This is a genomic window from Bradyrhizobium sp. DOA1 (assembly GCF_001593325.1).
In the GTDB taxonomy this organism is placed as follows: Bacteria; Pseudomonadota; Alphaproteobacteria; order Rhizobiales; family Xanthobacteraceae; genus Bradyrhizobium.
The window spans coordinates 2,431,823-2,451,445 of the sequence record NZ_JXJM01000001.1 but is presented as its reverse complement, the minus strand read 5'-3'; the positions used below and the strand labels follow the sequence as shown (position 1 = coordinate 2,451,445).

23 protein-coding genes are annotated in these 19,623 nt (G+C 64.5%); 9 read left to right on the top strand and 14 right to left on the bottom strand.

Annotation, left to right across the window (positions count from 1 at the left end):
* Positions 1-152: 152 nt before the first annotated feature.
* The 3 genes from SE91_RS11565 to SE91_RS11555 form a co-directional block, all read right to left on the bottom strand.
* On the bottom strand, positions 153-542 hold the full coding sequence (locus SE91_RS11565) for a Zn-ribbon domain-containing OB-fold protein (RefSeq protein ID WP_061847689.1): 390 nt from the start codon (positions 540-542) through the stop codon (positions 153-155).
* On the bottom strand, positions 542-1,699 hold the full coding sequence (locus SE91_RS11560; RefSeq protein WP_061847688.1) for a thiolase family protein: 1,158 nt from the start codon (positions 1,697-1,699) through the stop codon (positions 542-544). Before SE91_RS11560 ends, SE91_RS11565 begins: the two co-directional genes overlap by 1 nt.
* 868 nt (positions 1,700-2,567) lie before the next feature.
* Complete coding sequence (locus tag SE91_RS11555; RefSeq protein ID WP_061847687.1) at positions 2,568-6,059, bottom strand: indolepyruvate ferredoxin oxidoreductase family protein; 3,492 nt, start codon at positions 6,057-6,059, stop codon at positions 2,568-2,570.
* 281 nt (positions 6,060-6,340) lie between these two features.
* On the opposite strand from SE91_RS11555, the gene SE91_RS11550 reads away from it, so the two are divergent.
* Complete coding sequence (locus SE91_RS11550) at positions 6,341-7,579, top strand: c-type cytochrome (RefSeq protein ID WP_061851090.1); 1,239 nt, start codon at positions 6,341-6,343, stop codon at positions 7,577-7,579.
* 35 nt (positions 7,580-7,614) lie between these two features.
* Here the strand turns inward: SE91_RS11550 and SE91_RS11545 are convergent, their stop codons facing one another.
* Positions 7,615-8,259, bottom strand: a complete 645-nt coding sequence (locus tag SE91_RS11545; RefSeq protein WP_061847686.1) for a trimeric intracellular cation channel family protein — start codon at positions 8,257-8,259, stop codon at positions 7,615-7,617.
* A gap of 168 nt (positions 8,260-8,427) precedes the next feature.
* Here SE91_RS11545 and SE91_RS11540 point away from each other — a divergent pair, with 168 nt between their 5' ends.
* Positions 8,428-8,850, top strand: coding sequence for a hypothetical protein (locus tag SE91_RS11540; RefSeq protein WP_061847685.1), 423 nt, complete (start codon positions 8,428-8,430; stop codon positions 8,848-8,850).
* A gap of 158 nt (positions 8,851-9,008) precedes the next feature.
* On the opposite strand, the gene SE91_RS11535 is transcribed toward SE91_RS11540, so the two are convergent.
* The 3 genes from SE91_RS11535 to SE91_RS11525 all read right to left on the bottom strand — a co-directional run bounded on the left by SE91_RS11535 (position 9,009) and on the right by SE91_RS11525 (position 10,586).
* A complete protein-coding gene (locus tag SE91_RS11535; RefSeq protein WP_061847684.1) occupies positions 9,009-9,818 on the bottom strand; it encodes an isocitrate lyase/PEP mutase family protein in 810 nt (269 codons plus the stop codon).
* Between the two features lie 78 nt (positions 9,819-9,896).
* On the bottom strand, positions 9,897-10,247 hold the full coding sequence (locus SE91_RS11530) for an antibiotic biosynthesis monooxygenase family protein (protein WP_008549112.1): 351 nt from the start codon (positions 10,245-10,247) through the stop codon (positions 9,897-9,899).
* 30 nt (positions 10,248-10,277) lie between these two features.
* Positions 10,278-10,586, bottom strand: a complete 309-nt coding sequence (locus tag SE91_RS11525; RefSeq protein ID WP_060736353.1) for an NIPSNAP family protein — start codon at positions 10,584-10,586, stop codon at positions 10,278-10,280.
* Between the two features lie 148 nt (positions 10,587-10,734).
* Between SE91_RS11525 and SE91_RS11520 the strand changes: the two genes are divergently transcribed.
* The 3 genes from SE91_RS11520 to SE91_RS11510 all read left to right on the top strand — a co-directional run bounded on the left by SE91_RS11520 (position 10,735) and on the right by SE91_RS11510 (position 13,023).
* On the top strand, positions 10,735-11,433 hold the full coding sequence (locus tag SE91_RS11520; protein ID WP_060736354.1) for an ArsR family transcriptional regulator: 699 nt from the start codon (positions 10,735-10,737) through the stop codon (positions 11,431-11,433).
* A 139-nt stretch (positions 11,434-11,572) separates the two neighbouring features.
* A complete protein-coding gene (locus tag SE91_RS11515) occupies positions 11,573-12,580 on the top strand; it encodes an alpha/beta fold hydrolase (RefSeq protein WP_060737781.1) in 1,008 nt (335 codons plus the stop codon).
* Positions 12,581-12,774: 194 nt separating this feature from the next.
* Complete coding sequence (locus tag SE91_RS11510; protein WP_008549124.1) at positions 12,775-13,023, top strand: GCG_CRPN prefix-to-repeats domain-containing protein; 249 nt, start codon at positions 12,775-12,777, stop codon at positions 13,021-13,023.
* A gap of 127 nt (positions 13,024-13,150) precedes the next feature.
* Here the strand turns inward: SE91_RS11510 and SE91_RS35225 are convergent, their stop codons facing one another.
* Together SE91_RS35225 and SE91_RS11505 are read right to left on the bottom strand one after the other, a co-directional pair.
* Positions 13,151-13,441 carry a twin-arginine translocation signal domain-containing protein gene (locus SE91_RS35225; RefSeq protein WP_008549126.1) on the bottom strand — a complete coding sequence of 97 codons (291 nt, stop codon included), beginning with the start codon at positions 13,439-13,441 and terminating at the stop codon, positions 13,151-13,153.
* 209 nt (positions 13,442-13,650) lie between these two features.
* Positions 13,651-13,965: a hypothetical protein gene (locus tag SE91_RS11505; protein ID WP_008549130.1), complete on the bottom strand. Its 315-nt coding sequence runs from the start codon at positions 13,963-13,965 to the stop codon at positions 13,651-13,653.
* A 128-nt stretch (positions 13,966-14,093) separates the two neighbouring features.
* Here SE91_RS11505 and SE91_RS11500 point away from each other — a divergent pair, with 128 nt between their 5' ends.
* Positions 14,094-14,747 carry a glutathione S-transferase family protein gene (locus SE91_RS11500; protein ID WP_060736355.1) on the top strand — a complete coding sequence of 218 codons (654 nt, stop codon included), beginning with the start codon at positions 14,094-14,096 and terminating at the stop codon, positions 14,745-14,747.
* Positions 14,748-14,839: 92 nt separating this feature from the next.
* Positions 14,840-14,989, top strand: coding sequence for a hypothetical protein (locus tag SE91_RS37015; RefSeq protein ID WP_167520293.1), 150 nt, complete (start codon positions 14,840-14,842; stop codon positions 14,987-14,989).
* Positions 14,990-14,997: 8 nt separating this feature from the next.
* On the opposite strand, the gene SE91_RS11495 is transcribed toward SE91_RS37015, so the two are convergent.
* Positions 14,998-15,345, bottom strand: a complete 348-nt coding sequence (locus SE91_RS11495; protein ID WP_008567010.1) for a hypothetical protein — start codon at positions 15,343-15,345, stop codon at positions 14,998-15,000.
* A gap of 97 nt (positions 15,346-15,442) precedes the next feature.
* The gene (locus SE91_RS11490; protein ID WP_060736356.1) at positions 15,443-16,975 is read right to left on the bottom strand and encodes an acyl-CoA carboxylase subunit beta; all 1,533 of its coding nucleotides are present in this window, start codon (positions 16,973-16,975) and stop codon (positions 15,443-15,445) included.
* A 149-nt stretch (positions 16,976-17,124) separates the two neighbouring features.
* On the opposite strand from SE91_RS11490, the gene SE91_RS11485 reads away from it, so the two are divergent.
* Both SE91_RS11485 and SE91_RS11480 read left to right on the top strand, forming a co-directional pair.
* Positions 17,125-17,529: a DUF4260 domain-containing protein gene (locus SE91_RS11485; protein ID WP_061847683.1), complete on the top strand. Its 405-nt coding sequence runs from the start codon at positions 17,125-17,127 to the stop codon at positions 17,527-17,529.
* Positions 17,530-17,767: 238 nt separating this feature from the next.
* Positions 17,768-18,262 (top strand): hypothetical protein, encoded by a 495-nt coding sequence (locus SE91_RS11480; RefSeq protein WP_245318433.1) that lies wholly within the window; start codon positions 17,768-17,770, stop codon positions 18,260-18,262.
* Between the two features lie 30 nt (positions 18,263-18,292).
* Here the strand turns inward: SE91_RS11480 and blaOXA are convergent, their stop codons facing one another.
* The 3 genes from blaOXA to fliK all read right to left on the bottom strand — a co-directional run.
* A complete protein-coding gene (gene blaOXA, locus SE91_RS11475) occupies positions 18,293-19,162 on the bottom strand; it encodes a class D beta-lactamase (RefSeq protein WP_502687133.1) in 870 nt (289 codons plus the stop codon).
* Positions 19,163-19,186: 24 nt separating this feature from the next.
* Positions 19,187-19,450, bottom strand: a complete 264-nt coding sequence (locus SE91_RS11470) for an EscU/YscU/HrcU family type III secretion system export apparatus switch protein (RefSeq protein ID WP_061847682.1) — start codon at positions 19,448-19,450, stop codon at positions 19,187-19,189.
* On the bottom strand, positions 19,447-19,623 hold a 177-nt coding region (fliK, locus tag SE91_RS35220), incomplete at its 5' end, for a flagellar hook-length control protein FliK (protein WP_197489455.1). The genes SE91_RS11470 and fliK, both read right to left, overlap by 4 nt.

The following is a 19,623-nucleotide window of genomic DNA, read 5'->3' as shown; positions in this document are numbered from 1 at the left end:
CCTCTCCCCTTGCGGGAGAGGGCTGCGAGAGCCGTGCGGCAAACTCGTTGGGGTGAGGGGTTGGCTCCGCAGCAACAGTCTTAGTGTGGAGCGACACCCCTCAACCGGCGCTTCGCGCCACCTTCTCCCACAAGGGGAGAAGGAAGAAGCAACTACACCGGCGTGAAGAACGGCAGCGGGGCGCCGTCTGTCGGCTTGAACACCACCTTCACCTTCTGGCCGATCTTGAGCTTTTCCAGATCGCAGTCGACGAAATTGGTCTGCACCGACGGCCCCTCCTTCAGCGTGACGTAGCCGATGGCGTAGGGGCCGGTCGGCGACTTCCGCATCAGGCTCCACGTGTAGATCGTGCCCTCGCCCGAGGCCTCCTCCCACACCGTCTTGTCGGAGTAGCAGAACGGGCAGATCGAGCGCGGGAAGTAATGCGCTTCGCCGCAGGCGGTGCAGCGCTTGATCATGAACTTGCCCTGCTTGGCGGCGTCCCAGAACTGAGCAGTTTCCGGATTGGTGACCGGTGCCGGGTATTTCTTTGCTTCGCTCATCACACGCGCTCCAGAATGGCGGTCGAGGCAGCGTGGCGAACTCCCAAAAGGCCGCCGGTGCCGTGGGCGATGGCGAGATCGCAATTCTTGACCTGCACCTTCGGGTGCGCCTCGCCGCGCAGCTGCCGGACGGCCTCGATGATCTTGGTCATGCCGCCGCGGTTGACGGGATGGTTGCTGCAGAGGCCGCCGCCATCGGTGTTGAACGGCAGCTTGCCGACGCCCGAGATCAGATTGCCGTCGGCGACGAACTTGCCGCCCTCGCCCTTCTTGCAGAAGCCGAGGTCTTCGAGCTGCATCAACACCGTGATGGTGAAGCTGTCATAGATCGAGGCGTATTTGATGTCCTTCGGCGTGACGCCGGCTTCCTCGAACGCGCGCGGGCCGGACCAGATTCCGGCGGAGTAAGTGAGATCGAGATCCTTGCCACCGCGCGGGCCCTTCATCGCCTCGCCATGGCCGATCAACTTGACCAGCGGCTTCTTCAGGCTCTTGGCAATCTCGGGCGTGGTCACGATCAGCGCGCCGCCGCCGTCGGAGACGACGCAGCAATCCATGCGATGCAGGGGATCGGAGATCATCGGCGAGTTCAGGACGTCCTCGACCGTGACGACGTCCTTGAGCATCGCATGCGGATTGTATTGCGCGTGATGCGAGGCCGCGACCTTGATCCAGGCGAGCTGCTCCGAGGTGGTGCCATAGTCGTGCATATGGCGCATGGCACACATACCGTAGGCATTGTGCGTGGTCGCCCCGTAAGCGGATTCGAAATCGACCTCGGCACCGGCCGCGCGCGGCGGCATCACGCCAGTGCGCGGCTTGCCGGCCAGCGTGATCAGCGCGATCGAGCACTTGCCCGCGGCGATCGCTTCAGCCGCATGGCCGAGATGGATGATGTAGGAACAGCCGCCGGTCTCGGTGGAATCGACGTGGCGGAGCTTTTTGGTGTTCAGGCCGAGATAATCGACCATCGGCCAGGCGCCGCCGGGCGCATCGCCCGCGCAGAAATAGCCGTCGACATCGTCCTTGCTGATCCCGGCATCCTCGATCGCACCCTTGGCGACCTCGGCGTGGAGCTGGGCGGTGGATTTGTCCGGCGCATGCCGGGTCGGGTGTTCGTAGATCCCGGCAATGTAGGCCTTGCCCTTGATGGTCAAAACAGAGGTCTCCGCTCGCGTTTCTTATGGCCCCGTTTTTCTGAACCGCGAGGGCCTGATTGGCAAGCGCGGAAATATTCCGTCGCGCGAGAGGGCAGCGGGTCGGCGCAAGTGAAGATGCTCTCGTAGGATGGCAGGGGGTAGAGCGAAGCGAAACCCATCAACTCCCGTTCGCATGCTGAAATAGGATGGGTTTCGCAAGTGCTCTACCCATCCTACGGCCTCCAACGCGCAGACACAGCTTCGCATCCTCGCGGCAATTCCTGCCCGAGCTTTGCGTCCGTCTTGCCTCCCTCAGGAACAGAGGGCGCAGGGAAGACCGGGTGCCGGCTGGGCACCCACGGTCCGCTGTGCGCGAATTGCGCGAAGAACAGTTGCACAGCGGCATACAGGTGCGGCCAAACATCCTGCCTTCCCTGCGCAGTGGCTTTACGGCTTATGTCGCGCTCTCCCCGGGGAGCGATGCACTATTGCCCCCGTCGCCTTGCGAGTGACCGCAAGACTTGACGCACAGACCCCGGGCGTTAGGACCACACGATTTTGCCGTACGCGAGACCGCGCCCGTCGTGCACGAGACAATCGTCCGCGCGACGCAGCCCGCGTCCACCGCCGCTCACCCCGCGTTCCGTGACGATCGCGATACGCCCCTCTGACTGGGATGAGGTGGCGGACGAATACGACGATTCCGAATTTCGGTAAAGCGGAATGTTTTTGCGGGAGCGGATTGACCCACGGCATGGGTGTTTTGCCCGGCGGGCAGCACAAGGCATGGTGTCGTAGGGCGGATTAGCCGAAGGCGTAATCCGCCCCATTTGATCTCGCGGCAACGTGGCGGATTACGCTTCGCTAATCCGCCCTACGAGTCGCCCTACTCCGCTGCGATCTGCCGCGGCGCCGGCGGTGGGTTCGCGAGATCGGCGGCGAGCTGGGCGTAGCGGGCCTTGGCGTCGTGCACCGCCTTCTCCTTCACCGGGCCGTAGCCGCGGATGCGGTCGGGGAGCGACAGCAATTCCACCGCAGTGTCGACCGTGACCGGCGACAGCAGGCCGAGCACGGTGGCGACGTCCTTCTCGTAGCCGGCGATCAGATCGCGCTCGAGCTTGCGGTCGGCGCTGCGGCCAAAGATGTCGAGCGGGGTGCCGCGCAGGAACTTGAACTTTGCCAGCACCCGGAAGACGCTCAGCATCCACGGGCCGAAGGCGCGCTTCTTCGGGCGGCCCAAGGCATCGACGCCACTCGCCAGAATCGGCGGGGCCAGGTTGAAGTTGAACTTGAAGTCGCCCTCGAACTGGTCGCGGAGCTGCTGCTCGAAGGCGCCGTCGCTGTAGAGGCGCGCGACTTCGTATTCGTCCTTGTAGGCCAGCAGCTTGGCATAGTTCACCGCGACCGCGCGCGGCAGCGCCTCGCCATAGCCGCCCTTGACCGCGGCATCGCGGACCTGGTCGACCAGCTTGCGATAGCGCCTGGCGAGACGGTTGTTCTGGTAGGCTGTCAGGTGCTTGGCGCGATGCTCGATGACCTCGTCGAGCGTCATCGCATCCAACGTCTTGGGCGCGACAACCTCGTCCGTCCCCTTCAGCATGTCGGCGAGGCGCTGGGGATCGGCGACCGCAAGACGGCCGAGGCGGAAGGCTTCCTTGTTCATCTTGATCGAGACGCCGTTGACCTCGATCGCCTGCTCGATTGCTTCCGCCGACAGCGGGAACAAGCCCTTCTGATAGGCATAGCCCATCATCATCATGTTGGTGGCGATGGAGTCGCCCAGCAGTTGCTCGGCCGGCTTGGTGAAGTCGAAGAACACGGAGTCCTTGTGCAGCGCCGTTTCCAGGAGCCCGTTCAGCTTGCGGGTCTGGAAGTTGAAGTCGCGGTTGAGCACGAAGTCGGCGGTCGGGATCACGTGGCTGTTGATGATGCCGCGGGTGCGGGTGCTATCACAAAGCGTGATCGTGTCCTTGGCGACTGCGACGACCTCATCGGCGGCGAGCACGAGATCGGCCGTGCCGGTGACGATGCGCGAGCAGGTCACCTCCGCCGGATGATCGGACAGGCGGACATGGCTGAGCACCGCCCCGCCCTTTTGCGCCAGGCCCGACATGTCTAGGATCATCGAGGCCTTGCCCTCGATGTGCGCGGCCATGCCGAGCAGCGCGCCGATGGTGAGCACGCCGGTGCCGCCGACGCCGCCGACCGCGATGTTGTAGGGCTTTTCAAGTGTCGGCCGCGAGGTCGGCTCCGGCAGCTCGCCAATGTCTGCGAGTTCTGCCGGCGCGCGGTGGCGCGGCTTGCCGCCGTCCACGGTGACGAAGGACGGGCAGAAGCCCTTGAGGCACGAATAGTCCTTGTTGCAGGAGGACTGGTTGATGGCGCGCTTGCGGCCGAACTCGGTCTCCAGCGGCTCGACCGAGATGCAGTTCGACTGCACCGAGCAGTCGCCGCAGCCTTCGCAGACCGCCGGGTTGATCATGACGCGGCGTGCCGGGTCCTCCATCAGGCCGCGCTTGCGGCGGCGGCGCTTCTCGGCGGCGCAGGTCTGCACGAACACGATCGCCGAGGTGCCCTTGAACTCGCGGCACATCTTCATGACGTTCTGCAGCTCGTCGCGGTGATAGAGCTTCACGCCGGGCGCGATGGTCTCGGCCGGATAGGCGTCGGGCGCTTCGGAGACCAGATAGATCTCGCGGATGCCTTCGGCGTGGAGCTGATGGGTGATCTGCTGCGGCGAGAGATCGCCGTCATGACGCTGGCCGCCGGTCATGGCGACGGCGTCGTTGTAGAGGATCTTGTAGGTGATGTTGGCCTTGGACGCCACCGCCTGGCGGATGGCGAGAATGCCCGAGTGGAAATAGGTGCCGTCGCCGAGATTGGCGAAGATGTGGTTCTCGTTGGTGAAGGGCGCGATACCGACCCAGGGCACACCCTCGCCGCCCATATGCGTGAACGTCTCGGTCGAGCGATCCATCCACAGCGCCATGAAGTGACAGCCGATGCCGGCGAGCGCGCGGCTGCCTTCGGGGACCTTCGTGGAGGTGTTGTGGGGGCAGCCGGAGCAGAAATAAGGGGTGCGGGAGACAGGCGCGACCGCCTGCATCTGGGTCGCCTGGCGGCCGTTGAACCAATCGGCCTTGACGCGGAGCATCTCCGCGATCTCGGGGTTGAGGTTAAGTCGAAGCAGCCGTTCGGTGAGTGAGGTCGCGAGCGAGGCGACGCTGAGTTCGGCGGCGAAGGTGAGGAAGCGCTTGTCGTGCTCGTCCATCTTGCCGACGATGCGCGGGCGGACGTCGTCGCGCCAATTGAACAGCACCTGCTTGACCTGGTTCTCGACGATCTCGCGGCGCTCCTCGACGATGAAGATCTCCTCCAGGCCGACGGCGAATTCATGCACGCCTTCCGGCTCCAGCGGCCAGGGCATGCCGATCTTGTAGAGGCGAAGGCCGATCTTGGCGGCGACCTCCTCGGTGATGCCGAGTTCGCGCAGCGCCTGACGGACGTCCTCATAGCTCTTGCCCGAGGCCATGATGCCGAAGCGGGCGTTCGGCGAATCCATGGTGACGCGATTGACCTTGTTGGCGCGCGCGAAGGCGATGGCGGCAAAGCCCTTGTAGTCCTGCAGGCGGCGGTCCTGCTCGAAACGGTCGTCGGGCCAGCGCAGATTGAGGCCGCCGGGCGGCAGCTCGAAATCGGCGGGAATGATGAAGGGCTTCATCTCGTCGGTGAGATCGATCTCGGCGGTGGTCTCCACCGTCTCCGTGATCACCTTCATGCCGACCCAGCAGCCGGAATAGCGCGACATCGCGATGCCGAGCAGGCCCATCTCGATCATCTCGTGGATGCTGGACGGGTAGAGATAAGGCATCAGCGCCGACATGAAGGCGTGGTCGGACTGATGCGGCACCGTGGAGGATTTCGCGCCGTGATCGTCGCCGGCAAGGCAGAGCACGCCGCCGTTCTTGGCCGAGCCCGCGGCATTGCCGTGACGGAACACATCGCCGCAGCGGTCGACGCCGGGGCCCTTGCCGTACCAGATGCCGACGACGCCATCATATTTGGCACCGGGCGAAAGGTTGAGCTGCTGCGAGCCCCAGACCGCGGTCGCGGCCAAATCCTCGTTCACGCCGGGCTGGAACTTGATGTTGTACTGTTCGAGGTGCTTGCGGGCGGCGAAGAGCTGCTGGTCGTAGCCGCCGAGCGGCGAGCCGCGATAGCCGGAGATGAAGCCCGCGGTGTTGAGGCCATTGGCGCGGTCACGCCGGATCTGGGCCATGGGCAGACGGACCAGAGCCTGGATGCCCGTGGTGAAGACGTGTCCGGTTTCCTGGGTGTATTTCTGATCGAGACTGATCGGACCCTGGTTGATGCCCATGCTGTCCTCTTTCCAACGCCCTGTTCAGGTCTTGCCTTAAGCCGTTGCCTGCCCGTTGTTTTTAGCTAGGGCGCGCCGACCGTCTTCGCCACTCTATGTCGGATATTTCGCGCTCCGCATCACAATTCTGGACCAAAGGGAGCGCCGGGTAAAAATCGCAATTTCGTGGCCAGAAACAGCCTACGCATTTTCAATTTGTGTCACGATACCCCGGCCGTCGCGAAATGAATCGACGCTCCGATCACGCGGGTCAGGTCGATTGGTCGCAGGAGAGGCTTTCGATGCGGACGATTCTGGCTGGGTTGGCTCTCGTGGGTTTGGCGTTGTGCAGTGCGGTCGGAAGCGCGGCCAGCGCCGCCGCGCCATCGCCGGAACTGATCGCCTATGGCAAGGCGCTGGTCGAAGCGGGCGACTGCGCGGGCTGCCACACCGCCGATCCGGCAAAGCCGTTCGCGGGCGGCAAGCGCATCGACACGCCGTTCGGCGCGATCTATGCGCCGAACCTGACCCCGGACCGCGACACCGGGATCGGCGCCTGGGCGGATGCCGATTTCACGCGCGCCTTGCGCTATGGCCTCGCACCCGACGGCTCCAACTATTACCCGGCATTTCCCTATCCCTATTTCACGCGGATGACGAAGGACGACACGCTGGCGATCCGGGCCTATCTGGCGACGCTGGCGCCTGTCACCGGCCGCAACAAGCCGCCGGAGCTGCGTTGGCCGTTCGGCTATCGCGGCCTGATGCGGGTCTGGAACTATCTGTATTTCAAGCCCGGCCTGTTCGAGCCGGACCAGAGCCAGAGCGCAGCCTGGAATCGCGGTGGCTATCTCGTGACCGGGCTCGGTCATTGCGGCGCGTGCCATACACCGAAGAACTACTTTGGCGCGGACAGGCTGGCGCAGGCACTGTCGGGCAACGAGGTCGGCGGCTGGTACGCACCAAGGCTCGATGGTGCCGCCCGCACCGGGCTGAAGTCGTGGAGCCCTGCAGACATCGTCGAATATCTGCAAAGCGGGCGCAACGCCAGGAGCCACGCCGGCGGGCCGATGGCGGAGGTGGTCGTCAACTCGACCTCGAAAATGAGCGATGCGGATGTGCGCGCGATCGCGGTCTACCTGAAGAGCCTGCCGCCGGCGCGGCGCGAGACCATCGTGACGCCACCCGATGATGCCGAGATGAAGGCGGGCCAGGCGGTCTACGCCAAGCTCTGCGTCGCCTGCCATGAAGCCGACGGCACGGGCGCACCCCGGATCTATCCGCCGCTGCCCGGCAACGCGCTGCTGCAATCGATCAATCCGTCCTCCACCTTGCGGATCATCCTCGACGGCGCCCACACGGTGACGACACCGCGCGCGCCCAACACCGGCGAGATGCCCGCCTATGCCAAGCAATTGTCCGACGACGAGATCGCGGCGGTGACGAACTACATCCGCAATTCCTGGGGCAACGCGGCCCCGCTGGTGACGCCGGCGCAGGTGGGGAAAGCGCGGAAGGAGCGAATGGGGAGTAGCGAGTAGCGAATGGTCCATTCGCTATTCGCGCGCAACAGCGCTCACTTCGGCTCATCCCCCGTGAACACGAATTTCGGCATCTCCCATTTGTAGCGCACCGCGAGCAGGCGGAAGCTGAGGCCGAGCACGAAGGTCAGGGCCGTCCAGAGCTCGGCGTTGAGATTGAGGCCGAAGGCGGTCGCGTAGAACAGGCCCGTCATCACGGAGACGCTGGCATAGAGTTCGGAGCGAAACAGCAGCGGCACGTCGTTGCAGAGCACGTCGCGCAACACGCCACCGGCGCAGCCTGTCACCATGCCCGAGACGATCACGATCGGCAGCGAAGCATCCATCTGCCAGGCAACGTCACAGCCGATCATGGTGAAGACGACGAGGCCGATGGCATCGAGCACGATGAAGGCGAGGTGCAAGCGATGCACCAGCCGCGCGATCAGGATCGTCAGCAGCGCTGCCCCGCCCGGCAGCGCGAGATAGATCGGATTGGCCACCCACACCAGCGGATAATGACCGAGAAACAGGTCGCGCAGCGTGCCGCCGCCAAGCGACGTCACGCAAGCGAGCAGGCAGACGCCGACATAGTCCATACTGCGCCGGCCGGCGGCCAGCGCCGCGGTCATGCCTTCCGCCGTGATGGCGACGTACCCCAGAAGATGCAGCACGCTATCCGTCGGCGGCAGGCTCCACATCGGCTTGTTCCCTTCGTCGCTGCCATTGGAACTCGCATTCGGTTCCCTCCTCAGACAGGTTCCCGATTCCCGGGGCGAGGGCAACATGAGACGAAAGCATAGGGAAGCCCGGAACAGAATCTCGCATCCACGGGTTGTCCCGACGTCATAACCCGAGGAGACCAATCGATGGCTGACGACCGTTTTCCCAACGATCCGTACCGCCCGAACCTCGCCGACGATGAGTATCTTCGCGCGGCGCGCCGGGACGATGCCAATCTTCAGGCTGATCCCGAGCTCGGCGAAGGCCCCGCCTCCAGCGGCAGAGTTGCGCTATTCGCCGTTGCGATCGCGCTGGTGCTGGGTGCCGTGTTCTATGGCCTGAACAATACCAGCACGACCAACCAGGCCAGCAACACGCCGGCCTCGCAGACCGCGCAGACGACCAATCCGGCAACGCCTCCAGGCATGCGCGACGTGACGCCGCGCACCAATACCGAGCCGGGCGTGACCACGGGTGCTGCGCCGAGCAGGCCGGCCGCGCCGGCTCCCGATACGCCTGCTGCAAAGCCGGCGCCGGATACGCCGACGCCGTCTGAGGGCGCGAAGTAATACAGTACGGAAGAGCGAGACAGCGGCGGGATGCAGATCCCGCCGCTTTTCGTTGGCTGGAGCAATATCGGTTCTGATTGAATCAGAACCGAAGCTCTAGATTCTCATTTGACGCGTTCTCTTCACGCGAACCGGTATCCACTTCGCTCGAAAACGCTCTAGCTGAACATCTTGTTGAGCTCGCCACCGGAATAGCCGTTGCCGAGTTCGGTGAAGGTCCCCTGCTCCGCCATCTCCTTTGCTGCGCGCATGAAGCCGCCCCAGGCTGCGCGGGCGAGCGAGCCGCCGACGCTGATCCGGCGCACGCCGAGATCTTCGGCTTCCTGCAGCGACAGGCCGGAGCCGCCGATCAGGAGATTGAATGGCTTCGGATGCACCGCCTTCACCACCGCCGCGATGTCCTCGCGGCTCTTCAGGCCCGGCGCATAGAGGCAGTCGGCGCCGGCGTCCGCGTAGGCGGTGAGCCGGTCGATGACGAGCTTGAGATCAGTGACGCCCCACAAATACGCCTCACAGCGGCCGACCAGCAGCGTGCCGCTATCACCGATCGCCTTGCGCGAGGCCTTGATCCGCTCGACCGCGAGCGCGTGATCGTAGAGCGGATTGACCTTGTCGCCGGTGGAGTCCTCGATCGACAGGCCGGCAACACCGGTGCGCACGCAGCGCTCGACATTGTCGGCGACCTTGCCAGGCTCCACGGCAAAGCCGCCCTCGAAATCCGCGTTCACGGGGATGTCGACCGCCGAGCTCAATGCTGCCAGATGCTGACAGACTTCTTCCACCCCGACGCGGTTGTCGGCCTTGCCGATGGTCCAGGCAAAGCCCGCGCTCGATGACGCAATGGCCTTGAAGCCGAGATGCTGCAACGCCTTCGCGCTGCCGACATCGACAGGATTGGGCAGGATGAAGCAGCCGCTCTCATGCAGCTTCCTGAATGTCGCGCGCTTGTCCGCGGTCGTGACGTGCATGTTTCTCTCCCCTTGTTGGCCGCGAAGACATAGGCGTGCCGGGCCGGCAGCGCCAGAGCGCGCCAGCACATGACGGCGCTAGCCGGCGTCGTGCACCGCTCGGCTGTCCCGCGGCGCCTGCTCGCGATCAGTCATGCCGTAGTCGCGGATGACGCTGGCAATCCGCAGATGATAATCGGCAAAGATCTTCGCCCTGCCCTTGGCCTGGGTGCGTCGATGTTCCATCGTGTTGCGCCAGGCCTCGACCGCCGCCTCGTCCCGCCAGAACGACACCGACAGGATCTTGCCCTTCTCCGTCAGGCTCTCGAAGCGCTCGACCGAGATGAAGCCGTCGATGGTCTGCAGGAGCGGTTTCAGGTCGGCCGCGAGGTCAAAATAGTCCTGGCGGTGCTCCGGCTTCGGCCAGACTTCGAAGATCACGGCGATCATGGGGGCGGCTCCTGCTAATGATGTCGTGGCCTACAATACCACCTTGCGCAGGAAGGTGCGCTCTTCCGCGAGGATGAATTTCTCGGCCTCCGCGAAGTTGAAGTTCGCCGTGCCGTCGAGATCAGCGCGCAGCCGCTTGCGATAGGACTCGTACGCCGCCAGGCTCTCGAACGAAATCAAGCCGAAGGCGATGTTGTTGGTGCCCTCATGCGGCATGAAGTAGCCGATCAATTCGCCGCCACATCTCGGGATGATGGTGAGCCAGCGCTTCGAATATTCCTCGAACTGCGCGCGCTTGAACGGATCGAGCTGATAGCGGATGAAGACGGTGACAGACAAGTTGGGCTCCTGATTTTGGCCGTTGCCGCGAGCAAAGCGACGCCGTCGCCGCGGAAGCACCGGCTTGCTTCGCTGCGCTCGCAATGACGTGTTTGCAGAGACACGTTACGCGCTTGCCCGACCACGATGCTTCGGCTACCATCGAAGCATGAAATCAGGTCCTGATATCGCCATGGTCGCTTCGCTGGTCGGCGATCCCGCCCGCGCCAACATGCTCACCGCGCTGATGAACGGTCGCGCGCTGACTGCGAGCGAACTTGCGCAGGAGGCCGGCATTACGCCGCAGACCGCGAGCTCGCATCTGTCGAAGCTCGAAGCCGGCGGCCTCGTCGAGCCGGAGAAGCAGGGCCGCCATCGCTATTACCGCCTCACAGACGACGACGTCGCCGGCGTGCTCGAGGGCTTGGCGGGGCTTGCCGCGCGGACCGGGCACATGCGCGTGCGCACGGGGCCGAAGGATCCGGCGCTGCGGCGCGCGCGGATCTGCTACGACCATCTCGCCGGCGATCTCGGCGTGCAGATGCTCGACACCATGCGCGCACGGCAACTGATCAGGCAGAAGAAACAGGAGATCGAGCTCACGGCCGAGGGCGAGCGCTTCCTCGCCAAACATTTGCAGATCTCGCCCGGCATGCTCGCCCATCCGCGCCGGCCGGTGTGCAAGGCCTGTCTCGACTGGAGCGAGCGGCGCCATCATCTCGCCGGCACGCTGGGCGCTGCCATGATGCAGCGCTTTGCCGAGCTCAAATGGGCTGCGCGCGACGCCACGCCCGGCAGCCGCGTGGTGAATTTCACCCGCACCGGCGAGAAGCAGTTCGCCGCGCTGTTTGGCGAGGGCAAGGATTGATCACGCAAGCCGCATGAGATCACACAATCGCGTGTGAACTCTCGCTGCCGTCATGGCCGGGCTTGACCCGGCCATCCACGTCTTTATTGCGGCTGGCACGTGGATGCCCGGGACAAGCCCGGGCATGACGGAGACCTGCATGATCCGCATTCTTCCGGCCGCACTCGCTGCGGCCCTCCTGAGCATCCCCCTCGCATCCCACGCGACCGACGCTGCGCCGCGCGAACCCTACGGCATCGCGCTCGAAGGTTTTGCCTATCCCTATCCCGTGCACCTGATGCCGCTCGTCAACGACGGCGAGCAGCTCAGCATGGCCTATATGGACGTGGCGCCCGCGCAGCCGAACGGCCGCACCGTCGTGCTGCTGCACGGGCGTAATTTCCCATCGAGCTATTGGGCACCCGTGATCAGGATGCTGAGCGATGCGGGTTATCGCGTCGTGGTGCCGGACCAGATCGGGTTCGGCAAATCGTCCAAGCCGGCCGGCGACCTCCATTTCGACAATCTGTCGCGCAACACCATGGCGCTGCTCGATCACCTCAAGATCGAGAAGGCCGAGATCGTCGCCCATTCGCTCGGCGGCATGCTCGGCGTGCGCATCGCCCGCGCCTATCCCGACCGCGTCGCCCATCTGGTGCTGACCGCCCCGATCGGGCTGGAGGACTACCGTCTCTATGTGCCGCCGACGCCGACGGACAAGATGATCGAGACCGAGGACAAGCTCACGGCCGAGGGCTATCGCAAGCAGCTCCAGACCAATTATGCGATCAAGCTGCCGGCCGAGGCGATCACGCCGTTCATCGATGCCCGTTTCAACATCAAGGGCAGTCCCGATTATCCGCGCTGGCTGCGCGCCTTCGTCAGCTCCGGCCAGATGATCTATCGCGAGCCGGTGGCGCACGAAATCCCGCTCATCACGGTACCAACCCTGTTCGTGATGGGCGCCGACGACCACAACGCGCCGGGCCGGCCCCTCGCGCCGGAGGCTCTGCGCGCCAAAATGGGGCAGAACGCAGAGCTCGCGAAGACGCTCGCTGCCAGGATGCCCAATGCGAAGGCTGAGGTGATTCCGGACACTGGGCACCTCGTCTTCCTCGAGGCGCCCGCGAAGTACAGGGAGCTGGTGCTGAACTTTCTCGGCCGCTAGAGACACTTGCGTGTCGTCGGAGGCAGGATGCGGGGACCATTCATGCCGCATTCAGGTCATGATTGGCAGGTTTGGATCGCGACGTGTCGGCGCGTTTCTCCAATTTTAACGTGTCGAATCGTATCTCTCGATTCATTGTGCGCCCCAAGCGCCATCCCCCAAGCCTGCTCCCAAGGACGAGAAGGAAAGATCAAATGAAATATCTGTTCGCAGCCGTCGTGCTCGCCAGCACAGTCGTCGGGTTCAGCGAGATGGCCAGCGCCGCCGGCGGTTGTGGTCCCGGCTGGTATCGCGGCGCCTATGGCGGCTGCCGTCCGATGCGCGGCGCGGTCGTCGTGCGCCCGGCCCCCGTGGTGGTCGCCCCGCCGGTCGTCGTGGTGCCCCGCGCGAAAGTGTGCCCCTACGGCTTCCGCTGGTACGCTGGCCGCTGCCGTCCGTACTGATCTTTGTTACATTGCAAATGGCCGCGCAGGATTACCCTGCGCGGCCATTTCCTTTGGGACTTACGTCTTCGAAAAAAAACGGGGACCGCCAGCGGCGATCCCCATCCAATCCGCGGACTTCGCGAGCTTACCAGTGATGGCGGCGGTGCCAACGCCGGCGGTGCCGGCGCCAATGGCGACGGTGCCAGCCCCAGTGACGGTGACGGTGATGGCCATGCCAGTGAACCTGTTCGGGCGACAGCTTCGCGGCTTCTTCACTGGTGCTGACTGCGGGCTGAGCGTCGGTATTGCCTTGCGGCACGCGAGTGGGATCACCGACGGGCTGCGGGGAGAGCGGCGCCGCCTGCGCAGTCGCGGCAAAGGCAGCGGCTCCCGCCGTGATGCCCAATGCAAGTTTCAAAAAGTTCCGGCGCTCCATCATTTCTTCCTTCTTGGATCATCGTGCTTGTGATGCAGAGGAAGTGTCGCGGTCACGACATGAACCGAAGCTGAATCGTGCGTTCAGACTGGCGCCGAGCTAGATGAAGAATTCGTAGCCCGGATGGAGCGTAGCGCAATCCGGGGTCCATAGTGCGTCACGCGCGATCCCGGATTACGCTTGCGCTCCATCCGGGCTACAAGATTGCGCTACGCTCCGAACTCCTGCGCCAGCACCAGCGTCTCGCGCGTGCGCGTCACGTCGGGCCAGTCGCGGTTGAAATCAGCGACGAGCTGCTTGAGCGCATCGCCCTTCAGCATCGCCGCGAGCTTGGCCTCGTCATCGAACTGATACATGGCCTGGTGCAGCGAGGGATCGTCCAGACTCCAGAACCGCAGGGCCTTGCTGACGCCGAACGCCTTCACCGCGTCGGGCAGATGTTCCCTCTCGTACCATCGGTCGAAAGCGGCGCGCTTGCCGGGATCGGTGACGATGGCGCGAACGACGAAGAAGGCAGCGGGCATCGGATTTCCTCCTGTTGTTTGACCCGACACTAACCGCTTCGGCCGCCGACGACAAAATAGTTCGCGCCGGTGTCGGCACGTGCGTCACTCATTCGTCCTCTGCTCGAACCAGGACACGGAGACAGCAAATGGCCGACCTCACCCTGACCACCTTCGATTGGGTTCCCGAGGCTCCCAGGGGCTTCGTGCGCGACTTTCGCGTCCGCTGGGCGCTCGAAGAGGCCGCCCTGCCCTATCGCGTCGCGGGAGTGGCGTTCGAAGAGCGCGGGCCTGCGCACCTCGCGCACCAGCCGTTCGGCCAGGTTCCGTGGCTGACCGACGGCGACATCTCGATCTTCGAGACCGGCGCGATCCTGCTGCATCTCGGCGAACGCAGCGACAAGCTGATGCCCACAGATGCGCGCGGTCGCACTGAAGCGACGAAATGGGTGTTCGCGGCGCTCAATTCAGTGGAGATGGCCAGCCTGCCCTGGGCCATGTCGAAGTTCATGGGACATCCAACCGACACGGCAGCGTGGAAATTCGTGGACGACTTCTTCAAGCTTCGGCTCAAGCATCTCGAGCCGGTGTTGGCCAGCCGCGAATGGCTGGCGGGCTCGTTCTCCGTGGCCGATATCCTGATGGCCGACGTGCTGCGCCCCGCTGATGGCTTCGATGGGCTCGCGGACCGTCCGGCCTGCCGCGCCTACCTGGCGCGCGCCATCGCCCGCCCGGCCTTCGCCAAGGCCCACGCCGACCAGATGGCGCATTTCGCGGCGGCGGATAAGGCGCGTGGGGTGTGATGTACCTCACGCAATCAGTCCAGCCTTCGGCGTAAGACTCGTCGCCGCCGGAATGAAGCAATTCGCCGGGACTATTCCGCTAGAGGTGACACATGTCGCGCATCGCGTATCTCAAGGAGCAGGTTGCCCGCGCCGAGCGGCTGGCGAAGGCGATCCTCGACCAGCAGACAGCCGAGCGGCTCCAAGCCTTCGCCGCTGAATGCCGCACGGAGTTACAGGGGCTGACGCGCAAAGCCGCGTGAGGCGAGCGTCACACCAGCTTCAGCGGCGCATCGGCGACGACGCGAAGGTCGATGCTCCCGATCAACGCCGAGCGCCGCGCCTCCGCGGCACCGATCGCCTCCTCCGTCTGCCGCAGCGTGCTGACGTTCGAGCCAAGCGAGACGATCCCGCCCAGCACCAAGGCGATTGATCCGAGTGCGGCGGTCTGACCTGTCCCGAGCAGGCCAAGGATCGTGACCACCAGCAGAGCAGCACCGCCACCGATCGCGATCTTGGACGCGAGGATGTACTTCCGGCAGCGCTCGGCGATCTCGGCGAGCGCCTCGATCCGATCTTCGATGTCGGAGATTTCGTCAGTCGGATCGTCTTCGGTCATGCGAATTCGGAGAAATTGGTAGCCCGCATGAGAGAAGCGACATGCGGGACTTAGGCAAAGACCCGGATGTCGCTTCGCTCATCCGAGCTACTCCCTCTCACAACGGCAAATTGTCGTGCTTCTTCGCCGGCATTTCCGTCTTCTTGTCCTTCAGCATCGCCAGCGCCCGCGCGATACGCTTCCGCGTCGAATGCGGCATGATGACATCGTCGATATAGCCGCGCTCGGCTGCGATGAACGGCGACAGGAAGCGGTCTTCGTATTCCTTTGTGCGCGCGGCGATCTTGTCGGGGTCGCCGATGTCGGAGCGGAAGATGATCTCGACCGCGCCCTTGGCGCCCATCACCGCGATCTGCGCGGTCGGCCAGGCGTAGTTCATGTCGGCGCCGATCTCCTTGGAGGCCATGACGTCGAAGGCGCCGCCATAGGCCTTGCGGGTGATGATGGTGACCAGCGGCACGGTGCACTGCGAATAGGCGAACAGCAGCTTGGCGCCGTGCTTGATCAGGCCGCCATACTCCTGCGCGGTGCCCGGCAGGAAGCCCGGTACGTCGACGAAGGTGACGATCGGGATGTTGAAGGCGTCGCAGAAACGGACGAAGCGCGCGGCTTTCCGTGAAGCGTCGCTGTCGAGCACGCCGGCCAGCACCATGGGCTGGTTGGCGACGAAGCCCACCGTGCGGCCCGCGATGCGGCCGAAGCCGGTGACGATGTTCTTGGCAAAGCTCTCCGCGATCTCGAAGAAGTCGCCCTCGTCCACGACCTTCAGGATCAGCTCCTTCATGTCGTAGGGCTTGTTCGGATTGTCCGGGATCAGCGTGTCCAAGGACATGTCGACCCGGCCGATGTCGTCGAAGCTCGGCCATTCCGGCACGCCGTCGGTGTTGTTGGACGGCAGGAAGTCGATCAGGCGCCGCATCTGCAAGAGTGTCTCGACGTCGTTCTCGAACGCGCCGTCCGCAATCGAGGAGCGCGTCGCGTGCACCGAGGCACCGCCGAGCTCCTCGGCGGTGACAACCTCGTTGGTGACGGTCTTCACCACATCAGGACCGGTGACGAACATGTAGCTGGTGTTCTTCACCATGAAGATGAAGTCGGTCATGGCAGGCGAATAGACGTCGCCACCCGCGCAGGGGCCCATGATGACGGAGATCTGCGGGATCACGCCGGAGGCGAGCACGTTACGGCGGAACACGTAGGAATAGCCGGCGAGCGCGGCGACGCCTTCCTGGATGCGGGCGCCGCCGGCATCATAGAGGCCGATGATGGGCGCCCGCGCCTTCATCGCCATGTCCTGAAGCTTGGTGATCTTCAGCGCGTGCGTCTCGGAGAGCGAACCGCCGAACACCGTAAAGTCCTTGGCGAAGACAAAGGTCTTGCGGCCGTTGACGGTGCCCCAGCCGGTGACGACGCCGTCACCGGGGATCTTGTTCTTCTCCATGCCGAACTCGGTGGAGCGGTGCTCGACGAACATGTCGAACTCCTCGAACGATCCCTTGTCGAGCAACAGCTCGATGCGCTCGCGCGCCGTCAGCTTGCCGCGGGCGTGCTGCGCTTCGATGCGCTTCTCCCCGCCGCCGAGCTTTGCGCCGGCACGACGATCTTCAAGGGCGTCCAGGATGTGTTTCATTTGCTCCCGCCAGTTCTTAACTAAGCCTCGCTTGCGGGGGGTTCTAACACGGCATTTTGCGGCCCGGGAAGCGGCTTTCGGGACCGCAGGGCTGCCTTGCCGCAGCGTGAAAGCGCAAGGAATTACAAAGTTTTGCCTGGGAGACGAAGATGGACGACCGAGCTACCGAAACAGGAGCTGCGACAGGCGGCGTCAATATCCTGCTTCGCCTGGAGGGCCTGACCCTGTTCGCAGGCATGGTGATGCTCTACGCGGCATGGGATGGCTCGTGGCTGGTGTTCGCCCTGCTCTTTTTCGTCCCGGATTTGAGCTTCCTGGCATACCTGTCCGACGCCCGGTTCGGCGCGATGGTCTACAACGCCGCCCACAGCTACATGCTGCCGGTGACGCTGCTGACACTGGGCTTCGGCCTCGCCTCGCCGCTCACCCTGTCCATCGCCTTGATCTGGCTCGCCCATATCGGCATCGACCGGGCGCTGGGCTATGGGCTGAAATATTCGGCCGGTTTCGGCTTCACCCATCTGGGGCGGATCGGCCAGCAGAAGGACGTCTGACTTCAGATTTGGCGGCGTGGCCGGTTGACCGGGCCAGCCGATTCAGGCTTGCTTCCCGTTCGCGATCAGGCGCCGAATGTTGTGTGAGCCAAGTCGGTACGGCGGCGGTCCATCACGTCTGGCTGCAAGCATCACCTCATGTCCGCGACGGTCGTCCCCCCTGCCGCCGAACTCGTCGTCCGAAACCATCGACTTCCTGCGGCGCATGGCCAGCATGGTGTCGGGGCGGAACGGCGAGATGCTTTTGCGCGCGGCCAGCCTGATCGAGCTGCTGGCGCAACGGGCGATGTCGGCCGAGCGGCTCTATCACGAGCAGCAGATCGAAAGCACGCGCAGCACCGAGCTCCGCCAGGCCGCCGAGCTGGCCTCCGACGCCATGGTCGGCGAGATCGCTGCGCTGCGGACGCAGCTCGCCGAGGTCACCGCCGCGGCCGCAGCCGAGCGCGCCGCATTCGATGCCGAGCGCGGCAAGCTGCTCAGCCTGATGCAGCATGCGGAGAGCCATATCGGCAAGCTCACGAGCGAGCTCGACAGCCTGCGCGCCTCGGTCGACCGCTTCAACGAGACATCGGTCGCCGTGCCGATCGAGGTGCTGAGGCTGGCGCGAACGCAATTCGATTATCTGTCCAATGGCTTTGCCCGGAAAGGCGACGTGATCTCGCAGGCGATGAGCGAGATCGGCGGCTTTGCGATCGACCAGGCACTGACGGGGAAGAAGACTGATAGCGCCTGAGGCAGGCGCGCCAAATTGACAGCGTAACCGCTAGATCGCGCCGATCTCGGTCAGGCAAGCCTGCGTGAGCGGCATGCGCTCGCTGATGAGGCGCGGCTCCTTGCAATCCATGTTGAGCGCGAACACGGTGTGCGCCTCGCCCTTCTCGGCCCAGCCGACCATCCAGCCGAGCGACGGCTCGCCGCGCTCGGCGCCCAGCAGCCCGGACTTGGCGCGAATGATGCTCTCGCCGACCTTGGTCACTGGCAGGATGTCGCAGACGAGGTCCTGGCTGCGCTTGCTGATCGGCAGCGCGCGACGGCGCAGCCGGTCGACGAAGTCGATCTGTTCGACCGGATCGATGCGCAAATTTCCGGTGAGCCAGAACTGGTCGATGCCGCCGCCGATGTCGTGATTGCCATAGTCGAACTCGTCGACATATTTCTGCATGCGCTCCTGGCCGATGCGGCGCGCGATCTCCTGATAGACTGGCACCGCGCTGACCGCGATCGCACTGCGTAGCGTGTGATCCTTGTTCCAGGCTTCGATCGGCCGCTTCACGCCATCCCAGGCAAACACGTCCTTGTCGGGATCGGTGACCACGCCGGTCTCGAGCGCGATCAGCGAGTTCGGAATCTTGAAGGTCGAGGCCGGCAGCTTGCCCTCGCCCGAGCGCTCCTTGTCGGAGGCGACGATCAGATAATCCTCGACCTTGTAGCCGACGAAGGTGCCCGACGTGCCGAGGTCGGTGAAGCGCTTGGCGAGGCTGTCGCGGATCTCGTTGCGCGGCGGCGCAACGTGGGCGAACGCACGTGACGGCAGGATGGTGGCTGCGGCGAGCAGGCCGAGAGTGGAACGACGGGTGAGCAAGCGTGATGTCCGTTGAACAGTGAAAGCGCCGCGACCATGCAACCGCGACATGGTGAAACGATGACAGGGGCGTGTTTACCGCCCCCGCCCCGACAGCCGCAGCACGAACACCAGCACTTCGGCGACCGCCTTGTAGAGGTCGGGCGGGATCTCGTCGCCGAGCTCGACCTTGGAGAGCGCGCCGGCCAGGATCTCGTTCTCCTCGATCGGGATGTCGTGGGTCTTGGCGATCTCGACGATCTTTTCGCCGATCGTGCCCTTGCCCTTGGCGACGACGACGGGCGCGCCAGATCCCTTTTCGTAATGCAGCGCGATCGCGAGCTTGGAGGGGTCGCTCATGTGGCGCGATCCAGGAAATGGCCGGCGCGGGCCGGTGCCGGCTGCGGCGGCGTGCCGTCGCGCACGATGATATCGCCCGGCTTGAGCTCGGCCCGCGTCAGCGCCTGGTTGAGTTCGCCTATACCGGCGCGGAGCTGCTGCGCCGTCGCCGGCCGCTCCGCCCACATCCGCAC